General features: G+C 39.2%; 10 protein-coding genes and 1 tRNA gene. 8 read left to right on the top strand and 3 right to left on the bottom strand.

All coding sequences use genetic code 11. From position 1 onward, the window contains the following. Window positions 1-615: 615 nt before the first annotated feature. Entirely contained in the window at window positions 616-1,914 is a 1,299-nt protein-coding gene (locus R3E32_06420) for a DEAD/DEAH box helicase (protein MEZ4884358.1), read from the bottom strand. Between the two features lie 67 nt (window positions 1,915-1,981). On the opposite strand from R3E32_06420, the gene R3E32_06415 reads away from it, so the two are divergent. The 4 genes from R3E32_06415 to R3E32_06400 all read left to right on the top strand — a co-directional run bounded on the left by R3E32_06415 (window position 1,982) and on the right by R3E32_06400 (window position 8,033). Further along, window positions 1,982-3,595, top strand: a complete 1,614-nt coding sequence (locus tag R3E32_06415; GenBank protein ID MEZ4884357.1) for an AAA family ATPase — start codon at window positions 1,982-1,984, stop codon at window positions 3,593-3,595. Window positions 3,596-3,676: 81 nt separating this feature from the next. Beyond that, window positions 3,677-4,753: a glycosyltransferase family 2 protein gene (locus R3E32_06410; protein MEZ4884356.1), complete on the top strand. Its 1,077-nt coding sequence runs from the start codon at window positions 3,677-3,679 to the stop codon at window positions 4,751-4,753. 155 nt (window positions 4,754-4,908) lie between these two features. After that, a complete protein-coding gene (locus R3E32_06405; GenBank protein MEZ4884355.1) occupies window positions 4,909-7,506 on the top strand; it encodes an AsmA-like C-terminal region-containing protein in 2,598 nt (865 codons plus the stop codon). Window positions 7,507-7,568: 62 nt separating this feature from the next. Continuing rightward, window positions 7,569-8,033, top strand: coding sequence for a hypothetical protein (locus R3E32_06400; protein MEZ4884354.1), 465 nt, complete (start codon window positions 7,569-7,571; stop codon window positions 8,031-8,033). A 129-nt stretch (window positions 8,034-8,162) separates the two neighbouring features. On the opposite strand, the gene R3E32_06395 is transcribed toward R3E32_06400, so the two are convergent. Together R3E32_06395 and R3E32_06390 are read right to left on the bottom strand one after the other, a co-directional pair. Beyond that, the gene (locus R3E32_06395; GenBank protein ID MEZ4884353.1) at window positions 8,163-9,080 is read right to left on the bottom strand and encodes a hypothetical protein; all 918 of its coding nucleotides are present in this window, start codon (window positions 9,078-9,080) and stop codon (window positions 8,163-8,165) included. Between the two features lie 25 nt (window positions 9,081-9,105). Next, entirely contained in the window at window positions 9,106-10,953 is a 1,848-nt protein-coding gene (locus R3E32_06390; protein MEZ4884352.1) for an HAD-IC family P-type ATPase, read from the bottom strand. A gap of 179 nt (window positions 10,954-11,132) precedes the next feature. On the opposite strand from R3E32_06390, the gene R3E32_06385 reads away from it, so the two are divergent. From R3E32_06385 to R3E32_06370, 4 genes are all read left to right on the top strand, one after another. After that, a tRNA-His gene (locus R3E32_06385) sits at window positions 11,133-11,206 on the top strand. A gap of 109 nt (window positions 11,207-11,315) precedes the next feature. Beyond that, window positions 11,316-11,534 (top strand): hypothetical protein, encoded by a 219-nt coding sequence (locus R3E32_06380; GenBank protein MEZ4884351.1) that lies wholly within the window; start codon window positions 11,316-11,318, stop codon window positions 11,532-11,534. A 381-nt stretch (window positions 11,535-11,915) separates the two neighbouring features. Then, window positions 11,916-12,407 carry a hypothetical protein gene (locus R3E32_06375; GenBank protein MEZ4884350.1) on the top strand — a complete coding sequence of 164 codons (492 nt, stop codon included), beginning with the start codon at window positions 11,916-11,918 and terminating at the stop codon, window positions 12,405-12,407. Window positions 12,408-12,422: 15 nt separating this feature from the next. After that, entirely contained in the window at window positions 12,423-12,632 is a 210-nt protein-coding gene (locus tag R3E32_06370; protein ID MEZ4884349.1) for a hypothetical protein, read from the top strand. The last annotated feature ends 202 nt before the right edge of the window (window positions 12,633-12,834 follow it).

The raw sequence follows: 12,834 nt of genomic DNA, 5'->3' as shown, positions 1-12,834 counted from the left end.
CAGTATATTTTTTGCTACCCAAAAAGGTAGGAAATAGTACAAAAGAAGGAAAAAAATGTAGTCTTTAACTCTAATTACAGCATAAACCAGATAAGTGGCAAATTATTTTTTGCACAAAGAACTGACAATTAATAGTTTTAAAAACTAATCACCAGTCACTGTACTAGTACAACTTTTACTAAATAAGTGGTAACATAAAAGGTTGTTCTACCCCTTGTCGTGACTTAAAAATCAAACTTTATATATCATGTAATCTTAAATCTACCTGATAATGTGTATAAAAATGGTTCTCCAAATAGGAAGGATATATGATGTACCATAGACGATATTTGAATACTAAACAGCTGCCATTTATTTAATTTTTTTGTTGTACTAGACTGCCCAAACACGTGTAAAAAGTTCCCCCGTATTATTTTAGTGAAAAACTCACCCCGTGCTTGTTTGCTTTTTCTTCAAACGTAAATTCTTACATTTAAGATTTTCAAGAGCGAGTTTAGCCTCTAATACCGAAAAAGAGCGTCCAAAAGTAGCAACAGTAAAAATAAATTCTGTCAATCCACTGCGATTATTAGGGTTTACCTTGGCTTTAAATTTTAATAGGCTCTCAACTTCTCTTCAACGGTAAATCCCTGCTACCGCCGCAAACTCCAATACACGTTCATCCACAATAATATCATTGTATTTGATGGGATTTTTCAATACAATACCCTCCAATGTCGTACAGCGACTCAGAGCTACATAGATTTGCCCAGGCGCAAAAGCTCCTCTACGCCCCATGTCAATCAATACCTTATCAAAAGTTTTGCCTTGACTCTTGTGAATCGTAATCGCCCAAGCCAACTTCAAAGGATATTGCTCAAAACTACCCAACACTTCCGTATCAATATTACTTTTCTCTTCATTGTAAACATACTTCAACAACTCCCATTTTTCCTTACCCACTGTATGTACGACCTCACCTTTCTCTGTTTCTACTCGTACACTGATTGTGTCGGCATCCAAATATTGAATCGTGCCAATCGTACCATTCACCCACCGTTGATAAGGATCGTTTCTGACAAACATTACCTGCGCTCCTTCTTTGAAGTTCAACAACATATCGTTTGGCAACCTCCTATCTTCAAATTTTCCTTCAATAGAACCCTGATACAAATGCCTTTTGGTGGATAATTTTTCCAACTCTGCCTCATTGATGCGTTGAGCAATCGCATTTGTTGAAGTCAAAGTAATGAACTTTTCTGCTTTTGGAGGAACGAAATAAGGTTTGTAGCGTTCATTGAGGTGGCGAAGCGTGAAATAATCGAGGTTTTTGGTGCGAATCTGGTCCAATAAACCCAAAAAATGACCATCCTTTTGCCGATATACTTTCTTCAATTCGATGTACTTCACATCCACATTGTAGAGTACCTGCGAACTGTAAAAAAACGGTGTTTCGTACATAAATTCAAACAAGCGTTTTTCGACATCATTGGACACCACAGGTGGCAACTGAAACAAATCGCCAATAAAAATCATCTGTACTCCGCCAAAAGGGCGGCTGCGGTATTTGCCATTGACACGCATAAAATAATTAATGGCATCCAACATATCTGCCCGCACCATCGAAATTTCGTCAATGATAATCACATCCAATTCTTCAAACAGCTTGCGGTCTTTGCGCTTGCGAATGTGGTCGGAACTAACGGGATGTGGCGGAAATCCAAAAAAAGAGTGAATCGTTTGTCCTTTCACATTGATGGCCGCAACACCCGTTGGAGCCAAAATCACTGCTTTTTTCTTCGTCGTTTGCCTAAAATGCTGCAACAGCGTAGATTTGCCCGTTCCGGCACGACCCGTCAAAAAAACGTGTTCGTCCGTATTTTCCATCAGGTTCAAAGCCTGTTCAAATTCTTTGTTAAATTCGATTTGCTGCATGAGTACAAAGTAAGTAAAATGAAAATTAAAACCACAATCAAAATTAAAAAATTAGTATCTTCGAAACATGATGCAGAAATTACCCATAGGAGAATCCGATTTTCGAGCCATTATTGAAGATAATCGGTTATACGTAGATAAAACTCAACAAATCTACAATGTCATTACAGGAAGCAAACCGAATTTCTTCTCACGCCCTCGACGCTTTGGAAAATCTTTGATAGTTTCTATCATGGAACATATTTTTGCAGGAGACAAAGAGTTGTTCAAAGATTTATGGATCTATGACAAAATAGATTGGAAGCCACGTCCTGTCATTCGTATTTCTTTAACTGAAATTGATTACAAAAATACAGATTTAGAAACGGCACTTTGTAAGTATATTGATTTGATTGGAGAAAGACATAATGTAAAATTAGATACCCATACCTCAAAAGACAAACTCACCAAACTGATTGAATTGTTATCTGTTGAACAACGAATTGTTATTTTGATTGATGAATACGACAAGCCCATTATAGACTATATTGATGATGAAAAAAAAGCGGAGGAAAATAGAGATATACTAAAAAATATGTACGGGGCATTAAAAGATGGAGTAGTAGCAAAACACCTTCATTTTTTATTCATTACAGGCATTTCTAAATTTTCTAAAACCTCCATTTTTTCAGAACTAAACAATTTAGACGACCTTACCTTAGACCCTTCAACTATAGATATTTGTGGCATTACCCAAACGGAACTCGAAGCCTATTTTGAACCCTATATTCCTCAGGCTACTGCTAACTTGGGTTTGACACATAAGAGCTTATTGAAAGAATTGAAGCGTTGGTACAATGGCTATTCATGGGATGGGAAAACCTTTGTTTACAATCCTTTCTCTATTCTCAATTTTTTCAAAAAAAACGAAATTGCCAATTTCTGGTTTGCCTCGGGAACACCTACTTTGTTGCTGAAGTTTATTAAAAAGCAGAATATAAACCTTGAATACATAGACAAAGTTAAGTTGAGTGCTCATTCTTTTGATACCTTCTCCATCAAAAACATAGACTTCAATCATTTGCTTTTTCAAACAGGTTATTTGACGGTCAAACAAAAAACCTTTAGAAAAGGAAGGGCAACTTATACTTTGGGTTATCCCAATCAAGAAGTCGAAGAATCATTTTTGAAAAACCTAATGGAATACCGTTCCCATCAAGTAGCTTCAGTAGTTGATCAAGCATTGTTGTACATTCAGGATGCCTTGTATAAAAATGATTTAGAGAGTTTTATTGACCAACTTAAAATCATCTTTTCCGATATTGCTTACCAATTGCATCCCAAACACAACAAAAAAGAACCAACAGCCGAAGACGAAGCCAAATTGTTTAAGGCTTGGGAAGGGTATTTTCACAGCATCATTTACTTGCTTATCAAATTTTTAGGACTGCACATTGATGCGGAAATGAGCAAACATCAGGGTCGAATTGATGCCAAAATTGAAGTTGATGATTATATCTATATCATGGAATTCAAATTGGATGCAAAGCCATATAAAGCGATTGAGCAAATAAAAGAACAAAAATATGCCGAGGCCTTCAAAAACACGTCAAAACAAATCATTCTAGTTGGAATCAGTTTTGATAGCAAAGAATGTAATGTGAAAGATTGGACGATGGAAATTATCTCAAGCCAACACTAAAAAACGCCCATCTTCTTCAAATACCCAAACCTCTGTGTCTTTGTACCTCCGTAATCTTAAAAATTAATAAAAATCAAGAAATTGTCTTCAAAATCTCCCAAAGTAGCTGTCGTCATTCTCAATTGGAATGGGATTCATTTCCTTCAAAAATTTCTGCCATCGGTACTTGCTTCAAAGTATAAAAACCTCGACATTTATCTAGCCGACAATGCTTCAACGGATGAATCAGTTGCCTTTGTTGGCTCCAGTTTTCCTTCAATCAGAATTATCCAAAATGCTGAAAATTATGGTTTTGCAAGGGGGTACAATGAAGCATTGAAGCAGGTGGAGGCAGACTATTATGTGCTGCTCAATTCGGATGTGGAAGTCACCGAAAATTGGATTCACCCCATCATTGACCTCATGGAATCCAACAAAAGCATTGCAGCCTGTCAGCCCAAAATTTTGGCTTTTCACCACAAAACCCAGTTTGAATATGCAGGAGCAGCAGGAGGAATGATGGATCGATTTGGTTATACTTTTTGCAGAGGGCGTTTTTTTGACCATTGCGAAGAAGATGTAGGGCAGTATGAAGATATCAGTGAGGTGTTTTGGGCAAGTGGTGCGGCACTGTTTATTCGAGCCAATTTGTACCATGAAATAGGAGGTTTGGATGGTGATTTTTTTGCCCACATGGAAGAAATTGACCTTTGTTGGCGGTTGAAGCGAGCGGGGTACCGTATTTTTTACCACCCCAATTCCGCTGTGTATCATGTAGGTGGAGGCACTTTGCCGCAAGGAAATCCCCGAAAACTCTACCTCAATTTCCGCAATAGTTTGGCGATGATGTACAAGAATTTGACGACATTGCAGCTCTTTACTCTTTTTCCTTTTCGCATTGCATTGGATTTGATTGCAGCCCTAAAGTTTTTGTTATCAGGTGATTTTGCAGATTGTAAAGCTACTTTGAAGGCACAGTTTAATTTTTTTAGCCATCTTTTGAAGTGGCAGCGAAAACGCAGCACTACGCAAAAATGGGTGAATAAAGTACAGATTTCAGTACAACCGAATCAACTTGGATGGTATAAAGGGAGCATTGTTGTGGATTATTTTTTGAAGGGAAAAAAGAAATCGCCAATGAATACAAACGAAAACTTTGTCAACTGTCAAAGACCTTGACAACAGTTGGAGTGACTTGCGTGTTTATTGTTCAACTGTTGAGAGGTTTTCAACTCCTGTCAGAGTTTCAACTTGGGCAACAGTAAGGTAGGTGAAGCCAATAAATTCCCTTATTTTTACAAAGCCAACCAAACCAAGCCAAACCACCAAATACTATGCGTTTCATCAAAATATTCCTAACACTAATCATTTTTGCCTTGATTCTGATTGTGGCAACCGCTACTTTCTTTGAAGAAAAGGTGGAAAACTTTTTGATTCGACAAATCAACAACAACCTCACCACCGAACTCATCATCAAAGGCGATATTGGTTTTTCGTTTATCAGTGATTTTCCCTATGCTTCGCTGACCCTCAATAAAGTATCCATACGAGAAAGCCTTCCGAATAGTAAGCGAAACTTATTGGAAACCGAGCAGATGGCTTTTTTGCTGAATTGGGGAGATGTGTTTGCGAATAGCTACCGCATTCAAAAATTGGTCATCCGAGATGGACAACTCAATTTGCGAACTTTGCAGGAAGGACAAATCAACTACGATATTTTGAAGGAAGAAGACAGTATAAATACCGATCCAGAGGCTGCTGCGGAGGAGGATATGATGTTGAGTTTACAACAAACGGAATTGTACAACATTGAAGTGCACTACATTGACGAGCCGCTCGAACAAGAATTTACCTTCACAATTCCCGACGGTACTTTTGCAGGAGATTTTGGGGCGAATCACTATGTTTTGAACGCCAAAGGAAACATTGAGAGCAAGCAGTTTTACATCGGACAAACGGATTATTTGCCCAATAAAAAAGCGGCTTTGAACCTGCAAATGGATATTGACTGGATCAAAGAACTCTACACTTTTCAGAAAAGCAGTTTGGACATTGAAGGGAATGTATTTGAAATGAATGGTACGCTGCAATTTTTTCAGGGTTACTCCAATTACGATTTGAAGCTCAAAGGAGTAGATTTGGCGTTTGCTAAAGTACTGAATATGATGCCCAATGAATACAAAAGCAACTTGGAGGGGCTGAGTAGTAGTGGCGAAATGTTGTTTGATGCAACGGTAAAGGGCAAATATTCACCCTATCAACAGCCGCAAGTAAATGTGAATTTTGAGTTGGAGAAGGGCAGTGTGAGTCACGAAAAACTGGATTACCCACTGAAAAATATGCGCTTGAAGGGAGCGTTTACGAATGGAAGCAGTCAGAACCAACGCACTTCAGAATTGAATATCGAAAATGTGAGTTTTGAAATGGCGGGTGAATTGCTGCAAGCTTACGCCAAAATCACCAATTTTGAAAAACCGCAACTGAATGTATCGTTTGATGGTTTGGTGTATCTCAAAGCTTTTCGCTCGATGGCAGGGGAGTTTGGGTTGGACAAATTGGATGGAAATGTAAAGGTGGACAAGTTGAAAATGGTGGGCGGTTTGGAGGAATTTTACAACTACGATACCACCTATCCAACTATGCAAGGGAACTTGAAAGCCAAGGATGTAGTGTTTAAATACAACAGTCATTGGGTCGAAAAGATGGAGGGCGAAATGGTGGTCAATAATGGTGATTTGCAGCTAAAAGACCTTCAAATTGACCTCGATAAAAGCGATATTCAACTCAATGGGAAACTGGAGCGTTTTGTGCCTTTGTTGTTTCAAAGTGCGATGAAAGATTCGGTGGTGTTGAGTCGTCCAATTAAAGCGGATTTGGATTTAACCTCCGATTTTATCAGCATGGACGAACTTTTGGAATTTCGCTCAGAAGAGGAAACCGCAGAAGTGGATTCAACAAAATTGGTTGATGCAGTGTATATTAGCAGCGATAGGCAGGATTATATTGTCGGTAGAATTCGACCACATATTGAAAAATTGCAGCGGGAGAAATTGACGATTGAAGACATTGAAGGAGAACTGACTTTCAACAATACGGAGTTTATCATCGAACAGATTTTGATGAAAATTGCAGAGGGAAAGGTGGATTTGAGGGGTGATTTTTCGGTTAATAAAAACGAGGGACTGATTGTCAAATTGGGGATGGATGCTCAGGGAATTGATGTGCAGCAGTTGTTTGAGGAAATGGACAATTTTGGGCAAACCATGATGACGGACAAGAATATCAAAGGTACGCTTTCGACCAAAATGCACCTCAAGGCTTACTTCAATAAGCGGCTGGAATTGGATATGCCTAAGTTGTTGATGGCGGCGGATGTGGCGATTGATGATGGCGAATTGATTGATTTTGAGCCAATGAAGTCGCTTTCTGCTTTTGTGAAAGTTTCGGAGTTGGAGCGGGTGCGATTTGCTCGTTTGGAAAATCAAATCCAAATTGCCCACCAAAAAATGCGTATTCCCACGATGTTTATCAACTCCAATGTGACCCGCATCACCTTTTCAGGTTTGCATACTTTTGAGAACCGCATTTTGTACTATGTGCGGGTGAATCTGTTGGATATTTTGTTGGGCAAATTCAAGAAGAAAAACAAGGAAATAGACCCAGATAAAAATCCGAATGGCGGTGTAAATCTGCATCTTGTGATGCAGGGAGATGCTTTTGACCCCGACATCAAATACATGAAAAAGAAGGCGGTGAAGCAGCAATTTGAAAACGACTCGAAACGCTCGAAAACGGATATTGGACGTATATTGGAGGAGGAATTTGCGGTTGGACGTGGCACGATTCCCGCTTTTGCACCCCGCACTTTTCAGTACGATGATTCGGATGTGGGGATTATTGATTGGTCTGAATTGAAGGAGATTGAGCAGTGAGGAAAATTCAAAACAAACTCAAAATTCAAGTTCAAATAGTTGATACAGAAATTTTAACGACAATGACAAAAACCCTACAAGAACTTTTTGACACGCTTCCACAAGTTGGACGGGTGACATGGATTGGGATTCGCCCCGAAAAAAGAGGCTCTTTGCAGACAGTAGAAAGTGTGGAAGCAGATACCGAACAAGGACTGTTGGGTGATCATTATGGTGGAGGCAGTGGCAAACGGCAGGTGACCTTGATTCAGGGGGAGCATTTGGACAGTGTGGCTTCAATGTTGGGCTTGGAGGTGATTGACCCGCTTTTGACCCGCCGAAACATTGTGGTGCGGGGCATCAATCTGCTGGCATTGAAAGAAAAGCAGTTTCGGATAGGGGAGGCGGTGTTGGAAACAACGGGGCTTGTGTCACCCTTGTTCTCGAATGGAACAAAACTTGGGCGCAGGTGGCTACAATGCGATGCGTGGTCACGGAGGTATTACCGCAAGGGTATTGCAGGGAGGAGCGATTCGCTTAGGGGATGAGGTGCGAAAATTGTAGGGCTGCAAAAAAAGCGGTAAAGACTTCGGAAGTTTTGTTTCTAAAGACATGGAAGGCTTGAAAATCAGTATGTTCTGAAAAGGGAACTTTCGAAGTCTCACCCCTTGAAAAAACTACCGCCAATCATTTTCGGTTGTTTCTCCCAAACCAATGTCCTGTATGCGTTCCATCATATTGACCCCTTCCTTGAGTTCTACCAAACTGAAATAACGGAAGGCAATGAGAATGGAAAAAACAACGCTGGTGAGCAGACTGACGAGAATGGAAATGACGTAAAAAACGCCAAAAAGAAGTTTGCCAATCGCCTCGGAGTCAAGCATACTGCCAATTTGAAATCCAAAATTGGAAAACAGACTGGGAACAGCACTGATGCTGTATAAAAGTAAGGCAGTAACAAGGTACAAACCGAAAGTTTCCCACCAATGATCTTTTATAAGATACATACACCTTTTGATAGCATCTGAAAAGCCGATTTTTTCGTGGATGCGGAGTAGGAAAATGAAGGAAATCGGAATGCTCAGATAAATCCAGCCAAAAAATACAGTCAAAGCACCTAAAAATGGTATGATGGCGATGAACATGGATGCAAAAAACATGAGAAACAAACCCATGTAGGAGAAAAATACGATTTTGCTGTCTCGCCCTAAATAGCGTTTTATGTCGCTAATAGTGAGGCTGTTGTAGTTGTCTTGGGTAATGTATTCTAAGATATAACGATAGCCAGCAGCGGTATAAAAAATACTGCCAATGATGAACATAACAATAGCCAAAAATGAAAGCCCTCCAATCATACTCCAATTGAGGTTTTCGATACCGTTTATATCAGTTAAATTCATCAAATCTACTAGTCCAAAATAGAAGCACATGATGAGTAAAACCAGCCCCACTGCAATGTAAACTCCTGCAACCTGCATCAATATTTTGATCATGGGTACTATATTTTGCCGAGTAAACATAGCTGTCGCGTTGATATGATCACTAAAACTGCGAATCTTTCTAAATTCAATTTTTTCGGTCGAGGAATAACTCATGGTATTGGATTTTTTGAAGTAAGAATTATATTTTCAAGAATAAGAATGTGATAGCCCATACAGTAAAACTGCAAATTGCTGCTAATATAAGGGAAAAATAACCCAAACTCGCAAGAATGACCATAGAAATATTGTAAACAATCGCAAAAATGCTTATCCATCGAACACGAAGCACCAATGACCTACACATTGCTATCAGTTCATTGACGAGTAGCAGACGGTGGTTAAAAATGGCAACTTCTGTTGTTGTTTGATTGGAGGTGTGCTGCTCAGGCAGGTTTTCGAAGGTCATGCCCACAGATACTTGCTTCAATAAATTTTCTTCTGTCGGATGTTCTACAATCATTCCCGCCAAACCTTCCGTTTGAATTTGCTGAAGGATTGCCTTTTTTTGTTCGGGAAATTGTTGAAAATGATATTCTTGAATACCCATTTTTTGGGCGATGTATTGAGTAGGGATTTCCCTGTCACCACTGAGCAGCATCACCTTCAATTGCAGTTCCTTCAATGCAGACACACAAGGTTCTGCTTCTTCTCTCAGGCGGTCTTTCAAATCGAGCCAACCGACCAATTGATTGTTGACCAATACATACACGCTGTGGCCGTCTTCTTTGGTTAATTCCGCTGCAATGTTGTAAGCACCAGCCATATAGGTGTTGCCGCTTGCATCCTTTCCCATGATGCCCAAACCGTGTATAGAGCGAACCTCTTGCAGTGCTAAAGGTTGGACTTCTCCTTCAAAATGCGCTATGATGGCTTTGCCGAAAGGATGTTGACTGTGTGCTTCAAGAGCCAATAGTATGGCTTTGAAGTCATTGGAGGAAATGGTCGTGTGGAAATTGTGGATGTGGAAAATGCCTGTAGTCAAGACACCTGTTTTGCTGAAAATCATGGATTTGAGTGCAGCTATTTTTTTAATGACCAAGCTGTTTTGAAGGCGAATCCCTTTTTGAAACAATTGATCCAACGTCCGCCTATAAGCCAAAGGAACAACGGTTGCCAAGGCTATCGGGCAAACGACGATGAGCAGGCTAGCGAAAAGGGTGAGAACATTGGTTCCTATTTGAAGGGCAGGCAGGGCAGGTTCTATGCTGCTGAGTGCTTGATAACGTCCATAAGCGAGCATTGAAGCCCAAGAGAATACAGCGATTACAAAGGCATTGTTGAAGTAGCGCATCCATAGATGTTCGGACGGAAAATGTCGTTTCAATCGTTGAAGCTGCTCTAAAGATTGGGCCAGAAAAGTGGGAGAGGGGTCTTCGTTTTTTTCAAAAGAAACAATGTTCAACTGCCCCAATTCCAGTTGACTACCTGCCCATACTTTCATGTCCTTGTGTTTGTCTTGCAGCAGATTATTGCCCGTTAGAGCAGATTCGTTTACCAATCCTTCGCCCGAGACGACTCTGCCATCTATCGGAATTAAGTCACCTGCATAAATGGTTAGTGCGGCATTGAAGGGGGCTGTGTTCAGCAGTTGTTCTTTTAGGTCGCATAACCGAAATTCATGCGTAGAAGTGTGCTTTTGCAGGGTTTCTAATAGGTACAAACTCACCAACGAAAAACTCGTGAAGACAGCAAGTGCCTGCCAGAAATAGGGCGTTTGTTGTTCTGCTGCTATGTAATGCACTAGGCTCAAAGTCCACAAAGTGAGCAGGGCAACAAACCACAAAACATTGTTGTGCAGTGTTTTTCGATTGGTGTCTATGTGCCAACTGTCGCTTAGATAATACAAACCCCATACAACAACTGGCAAGGTGAGCAATAGATGCAAAGTGGGATTTTGGAGTAGTGGAATGTGCAAAAAAGGAGCTATACAGAGCAATGCTGCAATCCCAATAGTTACCATGATTTGTCCAGTAGTGGGAGTGTTCATTTGTGGTTTTAGGGCTGTATAGGGTTAGAGAATGACTGCAATATCTTCAAAAAAAATCATATTGCCTGATTTTTTTTAGTAGAAAGGAACTTTAGTGCTTTGAAAATAGTTTAAAAGGTGTAAATTTGCGCTGCTAAAAAACGAATGAGTTGTTATTTGTTTTTTTACTTCAAAAAATGGTGGTTGTAGCTCAGTTGGTTAGAGCGCTGGATTGTGGTTCCAGAGGTCGTGGGTTCAATTCCCATCATCCACCCAATAATCAAATAAAAAACGCCTATTGATGGACAATCAATAGGCGTTTTTTTTATTTTACTGCAGTTCCCTTCTTCTTTTTAGAAGCAAAACTCCAACTATACGCCAAATTGGCTCGCAACTCTGTGAAAATAGGGAGATTGCTACTTATTACTTTCGGCTTCCGATTGATTAGGTTGAGAGATAGCTGGTGTTGTAGTGGCGTTACAAACGCTGGTGGTAATAGACTGTTGTTGAATAGAAGTGATTTAAAAGCAGGGGTTTATTTCTTTGAAGTACTGGAAAATGGTGTGGTGATAGGGAAAGGGAAATTGATGATTAACAACTAAACTTAGGTATAGTGTGAGAATTTGACTAATCCTTGTTGTATCAAATTGCAAGGGATAGGATATTGGATATTGAAAGATGAAAGTCATTTTAAAAAATAGTTTGGTTTACAGTTATGGAAATTTGAAGAAGTACCAAAAAATTTCTATGTATTTTTATATATTTGTGAACATTTTAAAATTAGTAAGACATGAACAAATTTTTTACACTTCTAATCCTCACCCTTCTACTATTCGCTACCTCTTGTAGCAAAGACGAGGAGAGCTTTCTTCAAAGTATTGTAGGTTAGTGCATTTGTTGAATAAATGTAGTTATTTTCAACTGTATTGTTTTAAGCTTTTGTTTCAATTTTTGTATATCTTACGTTTTCAAAACAATACTGTATGGAATTGACGTTTGACATTAGAGGACACTTGATACCCCATAATAGAATTGAAGTAAGTCTTGACCAATTTGAAGAAATCTTTGTAAGTTTGTTTGATACGGATTCTACAAGAACCCATATATTTCAAGAATACCTTCGTTTTTTGAAGGATTTTAAAGAGGAAATCACCGAGAATTTTACACATTGGATAGATGGCAGCTTCGTCACTACTACAAAGAACCCAAGAGACATTGATTTTGTTACCTTAATCCACCATGTAGATTATGAGCAAAAACGGGAACTAATTGACCATAAATACAGGTTGAAACAAGCGAAAGAAGACTATGGAGTAGATGCTTATACGGTTGAGGTTTTCTCCAAAGAACACGAAAAACATTTAATTTGTAGGTCAGATTTGTTATATTGGGATGAATGGTTTAGGAAAACCAAGCGCAATAGAGCCAAAAGAAGTTTTCCCAAAGGATATATTGAAATTAAATTTGGTAATTAATTCAAACATAACAAAATGGAAAATCCACAAATCATAGATGAAAAAATAGTCCGAGTAACGGATATACTCGAACAGGTAGATGAACTCAACAAAATGATTGAATTACACAAGGGTAAATTGGGTAATCCTTCTATGTTGTCGCAATACGAATACATGAAAAACGAATTTGTCAAGGAACTAAACAATATCCTCCAATCTTTTCAGCTTCAATTGCAGGCTGCATAAGAACTTGATTCCGAAGTAACACCCGTCCTTAGACTGATAAAAATGGGTATAACCAAAGAAGAATTTGATAGGGCCATACAAATAAGTCATGCCATCAAAAGATGCTAAATTAGCACAAATAATCTGTGCAGTTTTGCATGAAAATAAATTATGAGGCGTGCTAATAAATCAGGACACACAACTATCTCATCCACAAAAAATC

It is taken from the genome of Chitinophagales bacterium (genome assembly GCA_041392475.1).
In the GTDB taxonomy this organism is placed as follows: domain Bacteria; phylum Bacteroidota; class Bacteroidia; order Chitinophagales; family UBA2359; genus JAUHXA01.
Note: the sequence above shows the minus strand (reverse complement) of the source record. Positions and strands in the feature narration are given on the sequence as shown.